This window comes from Bacillus cereus group sp. BfR-BA-01311, assembly GCF_022664295.1.
Taxonomy (GTDB): Bacteria; Bacillota; Bacilli; order Bacillales; family Bacillaceae_G; genus Bacillus_A; species Bacillus_A cereus.
Genome location: NZ_JAKUHC010000005.1, coordinates 220,949 through 243,041 on the forward strand (window position 1 = coordinate 220,949; position 22,093 = coordinate 243,041).

The window sequence follows — 22,093 nt, forward strand, 5'->3', positions numbered from 1 at the left end:
ATATAAAAAAGTATGAAAATCTATAAAAACAATTATTTCAATAAAATTTATTCTGGATATTAAAAAGTGCCAAAACCCTTGTTTTATAAGGGTTTTGGCGCTTTTGTGTTTTTGTATTTTATCAAATAAACAATTCTAAAATTGTTCATTCTTCTCCCAAGATTCAACGATATAATGTGCAATCGTCGGATTGAAGCCTTTACCAACTAAAAACATAATTGCAGCAACTTCTGTTAATGCGTGTTCGTGTGATGTATGTTTTGCTTCATTTAAACCGTAATCTACCCATGGTTTTACGAAATCTAGTACAGGTTTCTTGAAAGGTAAAAATTGTGTACCGACAACTTGTTGAATTTGTTGTTGTGTTGGTTCAGTAATTGGTCCAGGTGGTAAGATTTGTGGTTGTGTAATGTCTAGTGTTGGTCCGGGCGGTAAAATTTGTGGCTGAGTTGGATCTATTGTTGGTGGTTTAGGTGGTGAGACACGTGCGTCGTAGTTTGGTTGATACATTTGTTGTTGATATTGCGGTTGTTGTGGTTGAGTTGTGTATGGGTTTTGTGGTGCTGCATATGGATTTTGTTGATATTGTTGTTCTTGGTTTTGTGGTGCTGCATATGGATTTTGTTGATATTGTTGTTCTTGGTTTTGTGGTATTACATATGGATTTTGAGGATATCGCTGTTCTTGATTTTGTGGTGCTGCATATGGATTTTGAGGATATTCATAATTTGGACGTGTGTCATATGGATTTTGTTGAAATTCAGTTTCTTGGTTTTGCGTTGTTGCATATGGGTTTTCGTCATATTGTTGCTCTTGCTGTTGTAACTCTTGTTCTTCGTATTGTTCTGTGTATCTCTGTTCTTGTTGTTGAGGATACAATGGTTGCCTTGGATAAGGCGGTTGATTATTATAGAACATGTTTATTCCTCCTTCATGATGATGCCTACCACCTAGTGTATGGGCGGACAAGAAAATATGTGATGAAAAAATGCGGGCGTGTTACAATAAGTAACTGGGTGAAGATAAAATGACAAAACAAGAAAAAATTCAAAAAACAATTACTTTTGTAAAACATATTTTAGAAAAAGATGCGAGTGGGCATGATTGGTATCATATTGAACGTGTACATAAAATGGCGATTTCTTTATCTGAGCAAGAAGGTGGAAATCGTTTTATAATTGAAATGGCAGCATTACTTCACGATGTGGCAGATGAAAAGCTAAATGAAAGTGAAGAAGCGGGAATGAAAAAAGTTTCTGATTGGTTAGAAGAGCTACGTGTTGAAGAAGAGGAAAGTAAACATATTCTTCATATCATCGCCAATATGTCTTATAAAGGTGGCCATGGCGGCACATTAGAGTCACTTGAAGGGAAAATTGTTCAAGATGCGGATCGTTTAGATGCTCTTGGTGCAATAGGAATTGCTCGTACATTTGCATATGGCGGGGCGAAAGGGAGATTAATGTATGACCCAACTATTCCGCCGCGTGAAGAAATGACGAAAGAAGAGTATAGAAAAAATAATGATCCATCTTTAAATCATTTTTATGAAAAACTTTTGAAATTAAAAGATTTAATGAATACGAATGCAGCAAAACAAGAGGCTGAAATTCGTCATCGTTATATGGAACAGTTTATTGAACAATTTATGAAAGAGTGGAATGCACAAATATGAAAATGTTAACTGTGGAGAACTTATCAAAATCATATGGAGAAAAGCCGTTATTTGATGGATTATCATGTAGTATTACAGAAGGACAACGTGTCGGAATTATTGGTGTAAACGGAACTGGTAAATCGACATTCTTAAAAATTATTGCGGGATTAGAAACTCCTGATACAGGTGATATGACGCATTCACGTGGGTATACAATTAGTTATTTATCACAGCAACCAGAGTTTGATGAAAAACTGACAGTATTAGAGCAAGTGTTCCATGGCGATACACCTTTAATTCGTCTTCTTCGTGATTATGAAAAAGCACTATTAAATATTGAAAAAGATCCAAGTAATGAAAAAGTACAGGAACAATTATTTGCAGTGCAGCAACGTATGGATGCAATGAGTGCATGGGAAGCAAATGCAAATGCGAAATCTCTTTTAACGAAATTAGGAATTACGGACTTCACTGCAATTGTTGGGAATTTATCTGGTGGACAGAAAAAACGTATCGCAATGGCACAATGTTTTATTGAAACACCGGATTTATTAATTTTAGACGAGCCTACGAACCATCTTGACCACGAGACAGTTGAATGGTTAGAAGAATATTTAGCGAGATATACAGGTTCGGTATTACTTGTAACCCATGATCGTTATTTCTTAGATCGTGTGACGAATCGTATTTTTGAATTAGATAATGGTAAACTATATAGCTACGAAGGAAACTATAGTACATTTTTAGAAGCGAAAGCACTTCGTGAAGAGCAAGAATTGGCACAAGAATCGAAACGCCAAAATTTATATCGTCGTGAACTTGCTTGGATTCGTCGTGGTGCAAAAGCCCGTTCTACGAAACAAAAGGCGCGTATTCAGCGTTTTGATGAGCTAAAGGCACAAGAAGGACCAGCTGCAAAACAGTCAGTTGATATTGCACTAAGCGGAAGTCGTCTAGGAAAGAAAGTACTTGAGTTAAAAGATGTAACGAAAAAATTTGGCGATAAGACGGTATTACATAATTTTAATCATATTGTGAAACCGGGTGATCGTATCGGAATTATTGGGGCGAATGGAAGCGGGAAATCTTCCCTATTAAATATGCTTGCAGGTAAGTTATCTCCTGATAGTGGTGAAGTGGAAGTAGGACAAACTGTAAAAGTTGCTTATTATACGCAAGAAAATGAAGAGATGAATTTAAATCAGCGTATGATTGAATACATTAAAGAGATTGCAGAAGTTATTCATACGACAGATGGAAAAGTAATTGGTGCATCTCAAATGTTAGAACGTTTCTTATTCCCGACGCATTCACATGGTACACCACTTGGTAAACTATCTGGTGGTGAAAGAAGACGTTTATATTTATTACGTATTTTAATGGGAGAACCAAACGTACTTTTACTTGATGAACCTACGAACGATCTAGATACACAAACATTAACAGTACTAGAAGATTATTTAGAAGATTTCCCAGGTGTCGTTTTAACTGTATCGCATGACCGTTACTTCTTAGATAAAGTAGTAGATGAACTGTTCATCTTTACTGGCGGAGGCGAAGTGCGTGAGTTTCTAGGTAGTTATACAGATTATTTAGAAATGGAAAAAACGAGAGAACTTATGGAGAAAGCGGAAGTTCAAAAAGAGAAAAAAGTTGTAGAAGAAGCGCCAAAACAACAACGTAAACGTAAACTTTCATACAATGAACAGCGTGAATGGGAAACGATTGAAGATACAATTGCCGAACTTGAAGAGAAAATTGAGTCAATTGGAGAAGAACTTGCGAAAGTTGGATCTGACTTCACAAAGGCACAAGAATTATCTGAAGCACAGCAGAAAACAGAAGAAGAGCTAGAAAAAAAGATGGAAAGATGGAGTGAACTATCAGACATCGTTGAAGGATTAAAATAAAAACAAGCTGCATATATTGAAAAGTAAAGAGAAAAACTTTACACTATTGGTAGAACTTATTTTAGGAGGGAAAAAATGAGAACATCTAATCCAATGTTGAAAAAAGAGGCATTCCGTAAAGAGGGAGCAAGTGCTTCTGCGATGACGATTGGCGGAACAGTAGGCAAAACGTTCATTATGCTTATCTTGCTACTTGCAACGTCTGTCTATTCATACATACAGATGATGCAGGGGACGATGAAGATGCCAGTATTAATTGGTGCTTTAATCGTTGCGGCAATCATCGCATTTGCGTCTATGTTCTTCCCGCGTATTTCACCTTTTGGTGCACCAATCTATGCGGCGGTAGAAGGGGTTGTGTTAGGAAGTATTTCAGCAGTTTATACAATGAAATTTGGCGATTCTATCGTTTTAAATGCTGTATTACTAACAATCTCAATTCTATTTGCAATGTTAGTGTTATATGCAACACGTGTAGTAAAAGTAACGGATAAATTCCGTACAGGCGTTATGGCAGCAACACTTGGAATTATGGTTATGTATTTAGTCGTATTCCTACTAAATATGTTTGGTGTAACTGTTCCATACATTCACCAAGGTGGTACAATCGGTATTATTATTAGTGCAGTTGTTATTGTAGTTGCTGCATTAAACTTATTACTAGATTTCGATTTAATCGAAAATGGTGTACGTAGTCAAGCTCCGAAATATATGGAGTGGTATACTGCGATGGGACTAATGCTTACATTAGTATGGTTATACTTAGAAATTCTTCGTTTCGTTTCTTACTTTACGAAAAATGACTAATAAAAAAATCCTGCATGAAAAATGCAGGATTTTTTTATTTTCAAAGATATATTGAATGTATGGTATAATATGGATGATAGCAACTTGAAGTGAAGGAGATGGAATATGATGAAAGAGAAGAAGGGGATTATGAAAAAACTATTTTCTAAAAGTTTTTTCATAGAACTAGATGAAGCTTTAACGTATCCATCATCAAAAGTTATTACTTCAGCGATTGAAGGATATGCAGCTGAATGCAATGAAAGACTAAAATTTGAGAGTAAAGTTAAACCGATTACTTTCTACTTAGAAAATGCAATGTACCGTGCTGAAATAAAGATGGCTCGCGGAGGATATTACATATCTTGTACTGAAGTGTAATAAATTTTGAAACCATACATGTTTGAACTATGTATGGTTTCTTTTTTTGTTTTGTAAGGTCTAAAATAATACTTTTTACTTACGGATATATCATTTTGTGCTTTTTACCATTCAAACATTTCTCCTTACAATGAAGAAAAACATGTGAGGTGGTATAACTTATGATGAATCGAGTTGTATTAATCGGTAGATTGACAAAGGAGCCAGAATTATACTACACAAAACAAGGCGTCGCTTATGCACGAATATGTGTTGCGGTGAATAGAGGATTTCGAAATAGTTTAGGTGAACAACAAGTCGATTTTATTAATTGTGTCGTTTGGCGCAAATCGGCTGAGAATGTAACTGAATATTGTAAAAAGGGATCACTCGTTGGGATTACAGGGCGTATTCAGACTAGTAATTACGATGATGAACAAGGCAAGAGAATATATAGAACTGAAGTTGTGATTGAGAGTATTACCTTTTTGGAGAGAAGGCGGGAGGGGGCATTGTAATAAAAGGTGATTTTAAGTAATAGCTTCGGAAAAAATTGTGGAAAGTATTTTAATAAACTTAATGGATAAAAAATAAAAATCATCGGAAACGAAAGCTTTTAAAATCCCGTTCCTAATTTAAAATATAAAAAGAATGAAATAGTATGGTAGCGGGAAGAAAGTAGTAAAATTAAGCATCCGAGTAGGAGTATAGAGTGATAACATGTTACAATACAGCTAAGAACATGCAATAAAGGAGAGTTTTTTACGTGAAGATTAAAGCAATTGAACCGACGCCAAGTCCAAATACAATGAAAGTTATTTTGAATGAAGTATTACCATCAGGAGCACGTAATAATTATACAAATGAAAATAAAGAACAAGCACCAATGCAAGTGCAAGAAATTTTGAAAATTGAAGGCATTAAAGGTGTGTATCATGTAGCCGACTTTTTAGCAGTGGAGCGAAATGCGAAGTATGACTGGAAAGTTTTATTACAACAAGTTCGTGCTGTTTTCGGCGAAGAAGTATTGGAAGAAAGTGAAGAACAACAACTTGCTCATTTTGGAGAAGTGAAAGTGTTTGTTCAAATGTTCTTTACAATTCCAATGCAAGTAAAGTTAACAGATGGAACGACGGAAGAACGTGTTGGTTTACCAGATCGTTTTAAAGAATCAATTATGAAAGTGCAAATGTCTGCACCAAACGTTGTAAAAGAGCGTAAATGGGTAGAACAAAGTACACGTTACGGTAATTTTGAAGAAATTGGGAAAGAAGTAGTGGAAGAGATTGTTGCTGCTTATTCAGAAGAACGTGTAAATGAAACGGTTAAAGAATTATTAAATCAAGCAGGTGCTGTTGAAGTAACGATTCAAAAGCGTGAGCCATATAAAGTAACAGAAGAGATGATGAAAGATTCTGACTGGAAAAACCGTTTTGCAGCATTAGAACAAATGGATCCTACTGAAGAAGATATTCCAGTGTTGAAGATGGCGTTAGATGATGAAAAAGTTTCAATACGCCGCTTAGCAACAGCGTATTTAGGTATGGTAAAAGGTGATGAAGTATTACCGTTATTATATAAAGCGTTGTTAGATCGCTCTGTAAGTGTTCGCCGTACTGCAGGAGATTGTTTATCAGATGTAGGTGATCCGGCAGCGATGTTCGTTATGATTAAATCTCTGAAAGATCCAAGTAAATTAGTACGCTGGCGTGCAGCGATGTTCTTATTTGAACTTGGAGATGAAAGTGCGATTCCAGCATTAAAAGCAGCGCAAGATGATCCAGAGTTTGAAGTAGCGATGCAAGCACGTCTAGCATTAGAGCGTATTGAAGGCGGAGAAGAAGCAAAAGGTTCTGTATGGAAACAAATGACGGAGTCACGTAAAGGGGAATAATGCATGATTGTTTTCTATGATAGTTGGTGTCCGATGTGTACGGCCGTTGCAGAACGTACGAAAAAATTAGATAAAAAGGGTAAGATGAAATTTGTTTCATTTCGAAATGAAGATGTAGTTGAGAAGTATGAGCTTTCTCAAGAACTACAAAGTAAGATGGAACAAAGACTGTATATTTTAAAAAATAATAAGTGGTATGACGGTATTCAGAGCATAGATGTATTAGCAAAGGCCGTTCCATCTTATTGGTTTGCAGTTCCTTTTATAAAGCTATCTATCGTACTTGGTTTTGGAAATAAAGTATACGATTATATCGCTAATAATAGAAAACTTGTTCCAGTGGGACATTGCCGCGGTGGGGTTTGTGAAATCCCTACAAAAAAATGAAATCATCGTTATCTTTCTTTTGCACCTATTAATAGAGCGTGATATGATGAATTTGGAATGAAAGTTGAAGGAGAGATTACAAGATGTCAAATGCTTATGAAGAATACATGCGCCAAATGGTAATCCCAATGCGCCAAGAGTTAGTGCGTTCTGGGTTTGAAGAGTTAACTACAGAAGAAGCTGTAACAGAATTTATGGAAAATACATCAGGTACAACTTTAGTAGTTGTAAACTCTGTTTGTGGTTGTGCAGCTGGTTTAGCACGTCCATCAGCAGGGCAAGCGGTTGTTCGTGCTGAAAAACAACCTGATCATCTTGTAACTGTATTCGCAGGTCAAGATAAAGATGCTACTGCAAAAATGCGTGAATACTTCGGAGAAATTCCTCCATCTTCACCATCTATGGCATTATTAAAAGGAAAAGAAGTTGTTCACTTCATTCACCGTCATGAAATTGAAGGTGCAACTATGGACGAAATTATTACGAACTTAGAACAAGCTTTCGAAAAGAATTGCTAAAGAAGGGGGAGAGTAAATCTCCCTCTTTTCTTTATATAGAGGTGAAACAATGATCGTAACAACAGCAGGAAGAACGAACAAAGAAATGACAGATTATGCAAACGAGGTAGCAGCAGAATTAAATGCTTCTTTCGTTAAACGTAATGACATACCGGTACATAAGCTACATGAGCAGTATGAACAAGATGTGCTTGTCGTAGGGAAGAACCGATTAGCTATTTATCCAAAAGGTACGGAAGAATCGTTTTTCTTTCATCCGAACTCAGCGATGTTTCGTGTGAAAAGGTTAATGCGTGGAGAACACGATCCGTTTGTACAAGCTGCTAAATTAGAGAGCGGAATGACAGTGTTAGATTGTACGCTCGGGATGGCATCAGATAGTATTGTAGCTAGTTATGTTGTTGGGGAAAGCGGAAAAGTAACAGGACTTGAAGGCAATGAGTATATGGCTTATATTATGGAAAATGGTTTGAAAACATGGTCTTCATCTGTTTCTGAAATTGATGAAGCAATGCAAAGAATCCAAGTAAAGCAAACGGAGCATTTTTCATTTTTAGCGCAATGTGAAGACAATAGTTACGATGTCGTTTACCTTGATCCGATGTTTGAAGAAACTGTCATAGAATCCGATGGAATTAAAGGATTAAAACACTTCGCTTTGTATCATGATATTACTGACGAAACAATTGCGGAGGCAAAACGAGTGGCGAGAAAACGTGTCGTTTTAAAAGATCATTTTCGTAGTTCTAGATTTGAAAAACACAATTTTTATGTATACAAAAGAAAAAGTGCTAAGTTTCACTTTGGTGTAATTGACCCTTGCTAATTGTTTGAAAAGATGTATAATAAGCAATAATTAATTAAATATACTGTCTGTGATGAAGAGAGTAGTCTTTTTTAGAAGGAAAGCGAGCTAGGGATGGTGTGAGCCTAGTACGGAAGAAAAAGATGAAGCGCACTTCGGAGATGCTTCTTGAACGAATAGTAGAGAAAGCCGAGGCCCCCTGTCCTCGTTATAAACGGGAAAGTGGTTCGTAAAGAACAACAAGGGTGGTACCACGGGTTAAAACTCGTCTCTTTTTTAGAGACGAGTTTTTTGTGTTTTAAAAAATAAGGAGGTTGTATCATGGATTATAAAATGCAGTTTGCGGAAAGTTTATCTAATATTTTCACGAATGAATTAACGCAAAAACAAATTTTAGATTTAATTGAAACACCGAAACAAGATGAATTTGGAGATGCAGCGTTCCCATGCTTTTCATTAGCGAAGCAATATAAAAAAGCACCAGCTCTTATCGCAAAGGAAGTTGCTGAGAAATTCAATGATCCGTTTTTTACGAAAGTAGAAGCCGTTGGTCCTTATGTAAATGTATTTTTCAATCGTGAAACTGTAAGTGATGCAGTATTAAAAACAGTTTTAGCGGAGAAAGAAGAGTTCGGTCAAAACCACTTTGGCTGTGAAAAAACAGTAGTAATTGATTATTCCTCTCCTAATATCGCGAAACCTTTTTCGATGGGGCATTTACGTTCTACAATGATAGGAAATTCGCTGAAACATATCGCTGAAAAATGTGGCTATGAAGTTGTAGGGATTAATTATATAGGAGATTGGGGAACACAGTTTGGAAAGTTAATTACGGCTTATAAAAAATGGGGAAATGAAGCAGTTGTTAAAGAAGATCCAATACGTGAGCTATTTAAGTTATATGTCCAATTCCATGAAGAGGTAAAAGACGACGAAGAACTAGAAGAAGAAGGACGTGCTTGGTTTAAGGAACTAGAAGAAGGTGATGAAGAAGCGGTAGAACTTTGGAATTGGTTCCGTCATGAGTCCCTTAAAGAATTTTCTCGCATTTATGAACTTCTCGGCGTAGAATTTACTAATTTTCAGGGAGAAGCATTTTATAATAATTTAATGGAAGATTTTATTGGGATTTTAGAAGAACATGAGTTGCTTGAAGAATCAGAAGGTGCATTAGTCGTTAATTTAGAAGAAGAAGGAATGCCGCCTTGCTTAATTAGAAAATCAGATGGTGCGACGATTTATGCAACGCGTGACTTAACGGCAGCTTTATATCGTCAAAACACTTATGGGTTTGATAAAGCGCTATATGTTGTTGGTCCAGAACAAAGCTTACATTTCAATCAATTTTTCACCGTATTAAAAAAACTTGGCTATACTTGGGTTGATGGTATGGAACACGTACCGTTTGGCTTCATTTTAAAAGATGGTAAGAAAATGTCGACACGTAAAGGAAGAGTTATTTTACTTGAAGAAGTACTCGAAGAAGCAATCGAACTTGCAAAACAAAATATTGAAGAGAAAAATCCAAACTTAAAACAGAAAGAAGAAGTAGCAAAGCAAGTCGGTGTTGGTGCAGTCATCTTCCACGATTTAAAAAATGAGCGTATGCACAATATTGAATTCTCATTAGAAAACATGCTGAAATTTGAAGGAGAAACAGGCCCGTACGTACAGTACACACATGCACGTGCTTGTTCTATTTTAAGAAAAGAAAGTGTAGAATTTGAAACATGTACATTTGCTTTAAAAGACAATCATAGCTGGAGTGTCGTAAAATTACTAAATAAATTCCCGCAAATAATTGGAGCAGCTTTCAATAAAAATGAGCCATCGATTATTTCGAAATATATATTAGATGTAGCACAATCATTCAATAAATATTACGGTAATGTTCGTATATTAGAAGAGAGCAAAGAAAAAGACAGCAGACTCGCATTGGTTTATGCTGTGACGGTTGTATTAAAAGAAGGATTACGTTTACTTGGGGTGGAGGCACCTGAGGAGATGTAACATAGTAGTAAACTGACAAACTGGGTCTAGTATAAACCTGGTTTGTTTTTTTATTGGATATATATTTTTTTTGCAAAATCAATTAAAATCTTTTTAGAGAGGGTGATTCATATTGATTCGAACTTTTATTTTACAAATTCCTTGTCATAGAAGATTAGATAGGAGTTTTTTTAAACTACAAAAGTACATACCTTTATGTGCACGTTGTACAGGCATGCTTATTGGTATTTTAATGTTTCCAATTTATTTTTATATGACACCTTCATTTCTTTTGGCAATCATACTATCATTTTTCGCTCAAATTCCGTTACTTATCGATGGGTTCACCCAAAAGTGGAAATGGAGAAATAGCTCAAATTTGCTAAGAATAACTACTGGTGTATTAAGCGGTAATGGTATGGGATTATTCATTTCCTCTAGTGTTATATGGATATTATCTTAAGATATATAGTAATGGAGGTATTTACATAGATGTTCTGGATTTACTTAATTCTAATTTTTATTTCAGGCGGAAGTGGAATTGGTTTTATGACTCAAAATAACTATACAGAAGCAATAATAGCTTTTGTTATTTGTATACTATTGTTTGGGCTACTGTATTATTATCTTAAAAGAAACAAAAGAAAGAGAAAAGCAGATTGTGACGATTTAGACTGTACGGATTGTTTTGATTGTGATTGTACTTGTTAAATTTTTCTTCCAAATAAAAAGCTAGTGTATTATTAAAAATACACTAGCTTTTTTGCTTTGAAATTTTAAGAAAAGTGTAGGAATACGGCTATTATATAGAGAACTTTAGTTTTGTATATAAAAGGAGGCGTTAGAGGTTGGAAACATACGATTGGAACAGTAAACTAGCGTATTTAAAAAATACGAGAGATTTATATTACAATAGCGATTATGTAAGTTTTCTAGTGAATTCAGTTTGGAAGATTTCTGAGCCAGTCCATGTTGTTGATTATGGTTGTGGATATGGTTATTTAGGCTTATTATTAATGCCTTTACTTCCAGAAGGATCAAAGTATACAGGTATTGATAGTGGAGAAACATTATTAGCTGAAGCCAGAGAGTTGTTTCGTTTACTTCCGTATGATTCAGAATTTCTTGAAGGAGATGCTACAGAAATTGAACTGAACGATAAATACGATATAGCAATCTGTCATGCTTTCTTATTACATATGACTACTCCAGAAACAATGCTACAAAAAATGATACATTCAGTTAAAAAGGGTGGAAAAATAATCTGTTTTGAACCACATTGGATTTCTAATATGGCTTCTTATTTACTAGATGGGGAGAAACAATCGGAATTTATTCAGCTAGGTGTTTTGCAGAAATTATTTGAAAGTGATACGCAAAGAAATGGTAAAGATGGCAATATAGGCATGAAAATACCGATATATTTAAGTGAATTAGGTGTGAAAAATATTGAATGTAGAGTAAGCGATAAAGTGAACTTTTTAGATTCAAATATGCATCACAATGATAAAAACGATTTGTATCAATCATTAAAAGAAGAGGGGATTGCAGGTGATCCGGGTGATAAGCAACAATTTGTAGAACGTTTAATAGCCAGAGGATTAACATATGATAATGCGCTAGCTCAATATGAAGCTGAACTACGATTTTTCAAGGCATTTCATCTTCATTCTTCTTTAGTATATGCTCCGAATATGAAAATTACATTTGGTGAAATAGAATGTTGAAAGATAGTGATTTATTAAGGATTGCTACCTTCAATATATGGAACCATAATAGTTTTTGGTTGGAGAGATTAGAAGCTATTTGTGAGGAAATTTGAATTATTTCTCCACATATTCTTGCTCTACAGGAGGTTAGAAGTTGTGTTAATTTGAATTCAAAGAAAAAAGTTGCACAGTATATAGCGGGTCAAATAGAGTATCCGTTTTGTATATTTAAGGAGTACCCTGATTTAATGAATGAGAAAAATGTCATTTTTTGTTGGTAAGTCGATATTCACCGTATAATCGCCGATATAATTTCATGTACTGTTTTTAACTAACAAAAGATAGGATACACATGTTACGTTATTCTATATAATCAAACAAAATACAAAGAAAGACAATCATTTTTACTATATTTTGTTATAAATTTGAATAATATTAATTAATACCATCCATTATAAGAGATTTTAGTTGAATACATACTATATGGTGTGTAAAATCTAAGCAAGTAGCAGTATAAATATAAATTCGAGGTGAATGCATGCTAGATTTTAAGCAGTTAGAAACTTGTTTAAAAGACAAGAGATTTGTAGATGGATTACAGGAAATAAATAATGAAATTGCATATATAAAAGAAACGAATACTTTATCCTATGTGAAGAATTGGCTTGCCAATATTCCTTCGCATAAGGAGTTCGATCTATTAATTCGTCTTACTGATGAAGGGCTTATGCACCAATACAGTTCATTCCTCATTCGTTACGCTTATAAAAAATTCCCAAATATGAGAACGCTCTCTTTATATTGTGATGAGTTAATTGATGAGCGGAAAATTCTTGAAGCAGAGCAGCTGTTAAAAGAAACTTTAGAAGAGAGTAATAAAGAAGAAATAGATGCAGATTTTTTAGCGAAAACATATTTTACGTTAGTACGATGTCTTTTAGAAATGAAACGAAACGAAGAAGCGTTAATGTATATGCAAAAAGCAGAGGAGTACAGTGCACGCGCAGTGTTTGATAAATGGGGCTACGTTTATATGCATACAGGTGAATGGGAGAAAGCGGAAGAACAATTTATTGCTGGCATGCAGCATGAAGATTGTGAAGAGTTATCTACCTATTTATTATCACAATTGTATGCGAATAAAGGAGAACAAAAACGCGCGATACAGTTAATCGATGATGCAATTGTAAAATTCCCACAAGTACCATATTTTCATTTTGAGAAGATAAAGTATTTATTAGATTTAGAGCGATATGAAGAGATGTTAGCGGTAATAGATAACATAAATACTCAGCTGCCGTATCATGCCTATAATACTTACTTTGTACATTTACGTGCAGAAGCACTGTACAAAATGAATAAATTTGCAGATTTACAAAAACTATTAAAAGAAGAAAAGAGTTTAAAAGAATCTTTATATCATAATTTAGAAAAAAATCCGGATGGAAAAAAGGTTCACTTGCCGATAGTTCCTATTGTACAAAAGGATAATTATTGTGTTCCGACAAGTTTAGAGATGATGTTGCGTATATGGGGAGAGAAACGTACACAAGATGAAATAGCAGAGTTTATTTTTGATATGACAGGTTCGAAGTTTTCAGATACTGTTTCTTATTTAGAAGAATTAGGTTATGAATATCGTTATTTTAAAGGGAATGAAGAGAATTATAAGAGACTGATTGACGAAGGAATTCCTGTTTTATTAAGTATAGATATTGAGCATGCTTCACACGTACAAGTTCTATCTGGATATGATGATACATTGCAAGCTTTCTATGTTCAAGATCCAAACTTTATAGAACCAGTTCTTGTGGAATATAGTAAATTACAAGGAAAATATCGTTATACAGGCTGTTTAGCAATCACTTTTGTTCCGAAAGAAAAGAAGGAGCAACTAGCGTTTCTAAGTGAAGAAGAAAATCGTTATTTTAAATCTATTTTTTCTCTTACGGATCATTTAGATGAACATGACAAAGAGGGGATTAGTAACTTAGTACAATTTTTAAAAGAAACGAGTGATAATCCAAATACGTGGTTATATACGATAAAGCACTTAGATGTTGAAGTAGATAAAGAATTTATTTTATATTGTATCGATAAGTTAATGGAAAAGTTTCCGAACTCGGACTTTGTTAAATTGCATGGTGCACAGTGTTTTATTCGTCTTCAAGAAGTAGAGAAAGCGGAGCAAATGCTGACAAGCGTTGAGAAGAAAAATAATCGTGCTTTATATCATTTAATAAACGGAAGATATGCTTTTGAACAGGAAAGTTATCTAGAAGCGATTTCAAGCTTTCTTTCATCGTTACAATTAGACGCAGATCAGCCTATTGCTTGGAGTTTTCTCGCTTTATCCTATATGTATATTGATCAATCTGAAAAAGCATTGCAATACTCTCAAGTTGCGTTAGAGCGTAGTCCTGAAAGGTTCACTTTAACAAATCACGGTTTAATATTAATAGATTTAGAAAGATATGAAGAAGCATATGAAATTTTTAATGACTTGTTAAAAGAGTATAAATATGAAGCGCATGTATGGTATGAACGAGCGAGATGTACACATCAACTAGGGAAATTATATTTAGCAATAAAAGGGCTTAAAGTAGCGATTCATTTGGATAGTAATGCACCTTACATTTATACGAAACTTTCGGAAATATACGAATCTGATTTGAAGGATGAGGAAAGTGCGAAAGAAATTTTATTAAAGGGTATTGAGAATTGTGATGATAAAGCACCTCTTTACGTAAAATTAGGTGATTATCATTTTCAAAATGATAGCTTGGAAGAAGCAGAAGTATTGTATAATCGTGCTTTAGAAGAAAATGATGAGGATGTTTATTCTCACTTCGGACTTACACAAGTTTATATGGCAAGAGAACAATATAAGGAAGCAAAAGAATATATACTTGGTCTTGAGAAGCAAATTGAAAAGAGCCAAGATTTCCTCATGAATGCAGGAATGGTTTTATGGGATGCTGAAATTGAACTTGGTGGAAATGAAGAAGGGTTTAAAGTAGCACTATCTAAGTTAGAAAATGGTATAAAGAAAAGTGATTATAATGTAGCAAGTGCGTTAGATGAATATGTGAATCGAATTAAAGGAACGGAATTTGTACAACGAGGTATAGCATTTTTAAGAACGTTACACAAAGAAAGAAATGAAGTAAGTGAGTACGGTTGTTATGCAGGTATTTTATATGAATCTATTGGACAGTACGGCCAAGCGATGAAAAGATATAATAAGGCGATAGAACAAATGGAAACGGCATTACCGTATTACCGAATTGGTGAAACACTTATGGCATTAGGGCAATTGACGGAAGCAAAACAAGCGTATGAAACATGTTTAGAGCTTGATGGGAATTTCGTAGGTGTACATTTACAGCTTGCGGAAATATACGAAAAAGAAGAAAACCGTTCTAAAGAACAAAGTCATATGGTTCAGGCGATGAAAGAAGAGCCGTTGCATATTAATATGGAATATTTAGCACAGCTTTCAGTAGATATGAATCTTCAGGAAGAATTGCTGACTGAACTAGAACAATTAGTGGACGAAGTACCTGAAATATGGCGTTTAGATGCGATTGCATATGTGTACGGAGCGATGAATGAAATAGATAAAGAACAAGCACAGGTTGAATACGCACTACAATTAGATGGTGAGCATATAGAAGTTCTATATCATTATGCAAAAGTATTAGTGAAAAAAAGAAATGTAAAAGCAATTGAAGTTGCAATGAAAGTAATACAAAAAGATTTTGATAATGAACGTATATTTGATGTTTATGTAAAAGCAGTAGAGCAACATAAAAAATTGTCTAACATACGAGATTTTCTTCATACGTTAAAGGTGAAAAAAGCAGAAAGGAGTACAGCATTCATGTATGCTGCAGCTGCGGTTACGGAAATATGGATTGAACGCCAGCTGCATGAACAGCCAAAACGATCTATCATTACGAGAGCTTTTTATCGTATGAAAAATCGTGCGAAAGAAATTTCAATGGTTACTATGATAATTGATTTATATGAAATCTCTTTAAAGTTAAATCCGAAAAATAGTATGGCAGCACAGCGATTTGCGCTATTTTATGAGAATGTAGAGATGAATAAAGAAGCAATAGAGATTCTGCACACGTCACTAGAAAATAAATGGGATTATGACGTAGCGAAGCAACTTGTAAATCTTTTCGTTGAGTGCGAGGAAGAAGATATGTTAAGAGATGCTTTGGAATTAACGAAACAAATGGTTCGAGAACTACCAGATGATTATGATACTCTTCTTCTGCAAGCACAAGTATTCTTTAAAGCAGGGGAAGAAAGAAAAGCAGAAAAGATTATCTTACAATTAACAGAGCAAACACCGTTTGTAAGTAGAGCATTTCTTGCTTTAGGAGAAATATATCAAAGTCAAGAAAGGTTTGAAGAGGCAATTCATATATTAGAAAACGCTTCTATACATCATCCAAATGAAACAGCAATTCTTCTTTCTTTAGCATCTTCATATCATGGTGTCGGCCAAACGATAAAGGCAGAAAAAATAACAAATGAAGTATTAATAATTGACGCGAGTGATTTGTTAGCAAGATATGATCGTGCTTGTTATTTAGCGCAGTTAAATAGAAATGAAGAGGCGAAGGAAGAGCTTGAATTTGTCCTTCGTGAGGATGAATCGGGATTCTTTGCTGAACTTATTGAGGATGATGAAAATTTAGCAGCATTGCGAGAATTTGAAAAGTAATTGTATAAGAATAGGGGAAAAAGATAAGGATATATTTTGAATTAGTTGACAATTAGTTGCTAAATGGCATAAAATAACTTTTAACAAAGTATACAAATCTGAAGACGAGAAAGAGTAAAATAGTGAGCTGTTCTCCAGAGAGCTGGTATATTGCTGAAAGCCGGTGTGCAGACGTTATTTGAAAATCATCTCCGAGGAGCCGAGGCTGAAAGTAAGTAAGCCCGGACGGATGTCTACCGTTACAAAGAACACGTATGATAGTACGTTGCTAAGTGCTATTAGTGAAGAAGCTAATAGAATTAGGGTGGTATCGCGGGTAAACCCGTCCCTACTTTATAGGGACGGGTTTTTTGTGTGCTTTAAAATATTCAAAGGAGTGATTGTATATGGAAAAAGTAGATGTAAAAGAATCAGCTGTAGGAAGAGAAATGCGAATTCGCAAACAGTGGAACGAACAAAATATTTTCGAACAATCAATTCAGAATCGAGAAGGCGCACAGTCTTTCGTATTTTATGAAGGACCACCAACGGCGAACGGACTACCGCATGTAGGTCATGCACTTGGACGAACAATTAAAGACTTAGTAGCAAGATATAAAACGATGGCTGGTTATAAAGTGTTAAGAAAAGCAGGATGGGATACACATGGTTTACCTGTAGAATTAGGCGTTGAGAAGCAACTTGGTATTTCTGGTAAACATGAGATCGAAGAATATGGCATTGAACCATTTATTCAAAAGTGTAAAGAGAGTGTTTTCACATATGAGAAGCAGTGGCGCGAATTCACTGAAAGTATTGGTTATTGGGTAGATATGGATGATCCATATGTAACTTTAAAGAATCCATATATCGAAAGTGTATGGCATATTTTGGGGACAATCCATGAAAAAGGATTGTTATATAAAGGACATAGAGTTTCACCATACTGCCCAAGCTGCCAAACCTCATTGAGCTCACATGAGGTTGCACAAGGGTATAAAACAGTAAAAGATTTAAGTGCAACTGTGAAGTTTAAAGTGAAAGATAGTGAAAATGAGTATTTCTTAGGTTGGACAACGACACCTTGGACACTTCCAGCAAACGTTGCGCTTGCTGTCCATCCAAATATGGAATACGTTAAAGCAAAACAAGAAAGTCATGTATACATTGTTGCGAAAGAACGTGTACAAGAAGTATTAAAAGAGAACTATGAAGTATTATCTGTTCATAAAGGCGAAGAATTATTAAACACATCTTATACAGCGCCATTTCCGATGAAAGAAGTTACAAATGGTTACCGCGTTATTGCAGCAGATTTTGTAACGGGAGATAGTGGTACAGGACTTGTTCATATTGCTCCAGCATATGGAGAGGACGATTATAGAGTTGTTCAAAGTGAAGGATTGTCATTCTTGCACGTTGTAGATGAAAAAGGTGAGTATACAGAGGCAGTACCATTTTTGAAAGGGAAATTTGTAAAAGATTGTGACGTGGATATCGTTCGTTATTTAGCGAAGGAAGGTTTACTGTATCATAAAGAAAAATATGAACATAGCTATCCGCATTGCTGGCGTTGTGATTCACCACTACTTTATTATGCAGGAGAAAGTTGGTTAATCCGAACAACTGCAATTAAAGATACATTTTTACAAAATAATGATTCTGTTACTTGGTATCCGGATCATATGAAACATGGACGTTTTGGTAAGTTTTTAGAAAATATGGTAGATTGGAATATTAGCCGAAATAGATATTGGGGAACGCCATTGAATGTATGGGAATGTGAAAGTTGTGATCATCAGTTCGCACCGAAAAGCATTGCCGAATTAAGAAAGCATAGTACGAAAGAAACACCGGAAGATTTGGAATTGCATAAGCCGTATGTAGATGAAGTGCAAGTCTACTGCGGGAAATGCGGAGGCACAATGAATCGTACACCAGAAGTGATTGATGTTTGGTTTGATAGTGGTTCTATGCCATTTGCACAATATCATTACCCATTTGAAAATAAAGAGTTATTTGAAGAGCAGTTTCCAGCGGATGTTATTGCAGAAGGAATTGATCAAACACGCGGTTGGTTTTATAGTTTATTAGCAGTATCAGCACTATATACAGGAAAAGTACCGTATAAACGAGTGTTATCACTAGGGCATGTTTTAGATGAAGAAGGGCAGAAAATGTCTAAAAGCAAAGGAAATGCACTAGATCCAGTTGATTTAGTAGATAAGTTTGGTGCTGATGCGCTAAGATGGGCTTTACTTGTTGATAGTGCCCCATGGAATGCGAAGCGTTTTTCTGAAAGAACAGTACTGGAAGCGAAATCTAAATTTGTAGATACATTAGTCAATGTGTATAGCTTCTACGTTTTATATGCAAATTTAGATGAGTATAATCCGAAAGAAACGTATGATGTAAAGCTTACGAAATTAGACGAATGGGTATTATCAAGATTGCATAGTACAACGAAAAAAGTGAGAACTGCACTTGATGATTATCAATTTACGAATGCAGCTCGTGAAATTGCAGCACTTGTAGATGAAGTGAGTAACTGGTACGTAAGACGCTCACGTAATCGTTTCTGGGAATCTGGTATGAACGCTGAGAAAGCAGCTGCGTATGAGACACTTCATGAAGTGCTTGTAACAATTAGTAAATTAATTGCACCATTTACACCGTTTGTCGCGGAAGACATTCATCTAAATTTAGAAGGAAGCAGCGTTCATTTAGCCGATTATCCAGTTGTAAATGAATCACTACTTCAACCGAAATTAGAAGCGGAAATGGATGCTGTTTTACAAGTTGTTGAACTTGGAAGAAGTAACCGTAATCAGCATTCTTTAAAAGTAAAACAGCCGCTAGCAGAACTTGTATTACTTGAACATAACGAGAATGATATGGATTGGGAATCTTATCGTGATATCGTTATGGATGAGTTAAATGTAAAAGCATTCCATGTTGAACTCGATGAAACAAAATACACATCATATCAATTGAAGCTTAATTTTAAAACAGCGGGGCCAAAATTCGGTAAAAATGTGAATGCAGTGAATGGTTGGCTAAAACAATTATCACAAGAAGAAGTACAAAACTTTGTATCAACAGGAAGAGCAGTTTACGAAGCAACACCAGGAGAAGAAGTAGTTGTAACTGCTGAAGATGTGTTAGTTGAGAAAGTTGCAAAATCAGGATTCTCTAATACGACTAACGGACAATATACAGTTATGTTAGATACGAATGTAACGGAAGAATTGTTACAAGAAGGAGTAGCGCGTGAATTCATTCGTGCGGTTCAAGAATATCGTAAACAGTTGAATTTACCAGTTAATTTACGAGTCAATATTATTCTTGATACAGAAGAAGAACTACAGCGAACGTTAACGAACCATAAAGATTTATTGGAAGAAAACTTACTCGTTAAACAATTTACATTTGGTCACTTAATGAACGAAGACGATGAACTTTCTTTAGGTGAAACAAAACTTAGAATTAAATTAAGTGCAGCTAATTAAAGAAAAAAGGAAGTTGGAATGATTCCAGCTTCCTTTTTGTATGATTAGAATTTATTTGACTATACATTCGATAGGACCACTAGCAATTGTCTTTTTTCATAGCGTGCCGAACACAATACTGTAGAAATATATTTCTACAGTATTGTGTTCAATTTATACATAAATATTGAGAAAATTTCACTTACCCTAAATGGAAAGGTAATAGAAGTGCTCATAGAGAATTACTCGTAGATTCAATTTTTATCCATCCGTTTTGCGGGGAATGATTGCCTAGTGGTAATGGGATAAGGTTGAGCTACTTTATTAGGGGGAGTGGTTCTATGTTTAATAAAAAAATGGTGGCAATGGCAATGACTGTGCCGTTAGTAATGGGGACAATTTCTACGGTTTCGGCATTGGAAAAACAACAGCAAGTAAAGTTAGAAGCTTATTCGCCACAGAAAAAAGCAACTGAATATTTAAAAGAAAATGCTGCGCAGTATGGATTGAAAACAGACCTTTCAGACTTGCAATATATTTCTACAACAGAAACGTCAGTAGCTTCATATGTTAGGTTCCAACAAGTTGTTAATGGTGCACCTGTATTTTCAAAACAAATAACAGTTACGCTTAACGGAGAGGGAAAGGGAGTACTCGCTGTTTCTGATTATCAGCCTGTTACAGGTGTGAAGGAAGTAACGACAAAAATTAGTGAAAAAGATGCAATACAAAAATCAATGGCGTATGTTGGAGAAGCAAGTGAGCAAAATTTATGGGCTCCTACAGATAAAGAGTTCGGATATATTATTGAAGAAGGAATTGCTCGTCCAGTATATAAAGTTGTAGTCCATTCTAATAATCCATTTGGTGCATGGGAAACATTTATTGATGCAGAAAATGGAAAGTTAATTAAAAAGGTTGATATAAACCGAAAAGCTGAAGGGACAGGAAAAGTATTTTTACCTAACCCTGTCGTATCAAGCGGGAGTTTAGTGGGATTAAAAGATAATAATGATGCAGATTCTACAGCGCTAACGAACCAATTAAAAACTGTTACTTTAAAAGGTTTAGATGGGACAGGTTTTTTAATTGGAGAGTATGTAACGATTTCTTCAAAAGCGAGAACAAAATCTACAAACTTACAATTCAACTATACACGTGCAAATGATAGCTTTGAAGATGTAATGTCATATTATCATATTGATACATTGCAACGTTATATTCAAAGTCTAGGGTTTAAAAATATTAATAATCGTTCGATTAAAGTGAATGTGAATGGAACAACAGCTGATAACTCATTCTATTCACCGACAACGAAAGCTTTAACATTTGGTACTGGCGGTGTTGATGATGCAGAAGATGCTGGAATTATCGCACATGAATACGGACATTCGATCCAAGATAACCAAGTTCCTGGCTTTGGTAGTTCAACAGAAGGCGGAGCGATGGGAGAAGGATTTGGCGACTTCCTAGGTGCTACGTATGAAGATGCTGTATCGACTACTGGATATGGTAAAGCATGTGTTGGAGAATGGGATGCGACAGCTTATTCTAGTTCAGATCCAACATGCTTACGCCGATTAGATACGAATAAAGTATATCCGAAAGATATAACGAATGAAGTGCATGATGATGGTGAAATTTGGGCTCAAGGCCAATACGAAATGGCACAAGCTTTTGGCCGTGATGTAGCAACAAAAATCATTTTACAATCACACTGGTCATTAACACCAAACTCTAAATTCAGTGATGGAGCGAAAGCGATTAAGCAAGCGGATGCTCTTTTATATGGCGGACAACATGCTGCTGATATCGATCGCATTTGGGCAGCGAGAGGCATTAGTACGAATTAATATAAAAAGTCGTGGCA

At 35.2% G+C, this 22,093-nt stretch carries 17 protein-coding genes and 2 other annotated features; of the genes, 16 read left to right on the forward strand and 1 reads right to left on the reverse strand.

Translation table 11 applies throughout. From position 1 onward, the window contains the following. Nucleotides 1-135 precede the first annotated feature (135 nt). Complete coding sequence (locus MR136_RS14335) at nt 136-918, reverse strand: hypothetical protein (protein WP_000499732.1); 783 nt, start codon at nt 916-918, stop codon at nt 136-138. A gap of 109 nt (nt 919-1,027) precedes the next feature. On the opposite strand from MR136_RS14335, the gene MR136_RS14340 reads away from it, so the two are divergent. From MR136_RS14340 to MR136_RS14415, 16 genes are all read left to right on the forward strand, one after another. Then, complete coding sequence (locus MR136_RS14340; RefSeq protein ID WP_000165964.1) at nt 1,028-1,675, forward strand: HD domain-containing protein; 648 nt, start codon at nt 1,028-1,030, stop codon at nt 1,673-1,675. Next, nucleotides 1,672-3,567: an ABC-F family ATP-binding cassette domain-containing protein gene (locus MR136_RS14345; protein WP_119683286.1), complete on the forward strand. Its 1,896-nt coding sequence runs from the start codon at nt 1,672-1,674 to the stop codon at nt 3,565-3,567. Before MR136_RS14340 ends, MR136_RS14345 begins: the two co-directional genes overlap by 4 nt. 75 nt (nt 3,568-3,642) lie before the next feature. Then, nucleotides 3,643-4,374 (forward strand): Bax inhibitor-1/YccA family protein, encoded by a 732-nt coding sequence (locus tag MR136_RS14350; protein WP_001260655.1) that lies wholly within the window; start codon nt 3,643-3,645, stop codon nt 4,372-4,374. A gap of 105 nt (nt 4,375-4,479) precedes the next feature. Continuing rightward, complete coding sequence (locus tag MR136_RS14355) at nt 4,480-4,734, forward strand: DUF4318 domain-containing protein (protein ID WP_000975137.1); 255 nt, start codon at nt 4,480-4,482, stop codon at nt 4,732-4,734. 161 nt (nt 4,735-4,895) lie between these two features. Next, the gene (locus MR136_RS14360; protein ID WP_000982017.1) at nt 4,896-5,231 is read left to right on the forward strand and encodes a single-stranded DNA-binding protein; all 336 of its coding nucleotides are present in this window, start codon (nt 4,896-4,898) and stop codon (nt 5,229-5,231) included. Between the two features lie 248 nt (nt 5,232-5,479). After that, a complete protein-coding gene (locus MR136_RS14365) occupies nt 5,480-6,607 on the forward strand; it encodes a conserved virulence factor C family protein (protein WP_000692564.1) in 1,128 nt (375 codons plus the stop codon). A gap of 3 nt (nt 6,608-6,610) precedes the next feature. Next, nucleotides 6,611-6,994 carry a thiol-disulfide oxidoreductase DCC family protein gene (locus MR136_RS14370; RefSeq protein ID WP_000634886.1) on the forward strand — a complete coding sequence of 128 codons (384 nt, stop codon included), beginning with the start codon at nt 6,611-6,613 and terminating at the stop codon, nt 6,992-6,994. 83 nt (nt 6,995-7,077) lie between these two features. Further along, nucleotides 7,078-7,512 carry a BrxA/BrxB family bacilliredoxin gene (locus MR136_RS14375; RefSeq protein WP_000063706.1) on the forward strand — a complete coding sequence of 145 codons (435 nt, stop codon included), beginning with the start codon at nt 7,078-7,080 and terminating at the stop codon, nt 7,510-7,512. Nucleotides 7,513-7,561: 49 nt separating this feature from the next. Further along, nucleotides 7,562-8,338, forward strand: a complete 777-nt coding sequence (locus MR136_RS14380) for a class I SAM-dependent methyltransferase (protein WP_000637455.1) — start codon at nt 7,562-7,564, stop codon at nt 8,336-8,338. A 40-nt stretch (nt 8,339-8,378) separates the two neighbouring features. Continuing rightward, nucleotides 8,379-8,593 (forward strand) — a binding site (T-box leader). A gap of 45 nt (nt 8,594-8,638) precedes the next feature. Continuing rightward, nucleotides 8,639-10,327, forward strand: a complete 1,689-nt coding sequence (gene argS / locus MR136_RS14385) for an arginine--tRNA ligase (protein ID WP_242259497.1) — start codon at nt 8,639-8,641, stop codon at nt 10,325-10,327. Between the two features lie 112 nt (nt 10,328-10,439). After that, a complete protein-coding gene (locus tag MR136_RS14390) occupies nt 10,440-10,769 on the forward strand; it encodes a DUF2085 domain-containing protein (protein ID WP_000621474.1) in 330 nt (109 codons plus the stop codon). Between the two features lie 29 nt (nt 10,770-10,798). Further along, nucleotides 10,799-11,017: a hypothetical protein gene (locus MR136_RS14395; protein WP_000498606.1), complete on the forward strand. Its 219-nt coding sequence runs from the start codon at nt 10,799-10,801 to the stop codon at nt 11,015-11,017. Between the two features lie 137 nt (nt 11,018-11,154). After that, the gene (locus tag MR136_RS14400) at nt 11,155-12,033 is read left to right on the forward strand and encodes a class I SAM-dependent methyltransferase (RefSeq protein ID WP_017674137.1); all 879 of its coding nucleotides are present in this window, start codon (nt 11,155-11,157) and stop codon (nt 12,031-12,033) included. A gap of 520 nt (nt 12,034-12,553) precedes the next feature. Beyond that, nucleotides 12,554-16,756 (forward strand): tetratricopeptide repeat protein, encoded by a 4,203-nt coding sequence (locus MR136_RS14405; RefSeq protein WP_242259498.1) that lies wholly within the window; start codon nt 12,554-12,556, stop codon nt 16,754-16,756. 92 nt (nt 16,757-16,848) lie between these two features. Further along, nucleotides 16,849-17,089, forward strand: a binding site (T-box leader). 53 nt (nt 17,090-17,142) lie between these two features. Continuing rightward, on the forward strand, nt 17,143-20,244 hold the full coding sequence (ileS, locus tag MR136_RS14410) for an isoleucine--tRNA ligase (RefSeq protein ID WP_242259499.1): 3,102 nt from the start codon (nt 17,143-17,145) through the stop codon (nt 20,242-20,244). Between the two features lie 320 nt (nt 20,245-20,564). Further along, nucleotides 20,565-22,076 carry a M36 family metallopeptidase gene (locus tag MR136_RS14415; RefSeq protein ID WP_078420981.1) on the forward strand — a complete coding sequence of 504 codons (1,512 nt, stop codon included), beginning with the start codon at nt 20,565-20,567 and terminating at the stop codon, nt 22,074-22,076. Nucleotides 22,077-22,093 lie beyond the last annotated feature (17 nt).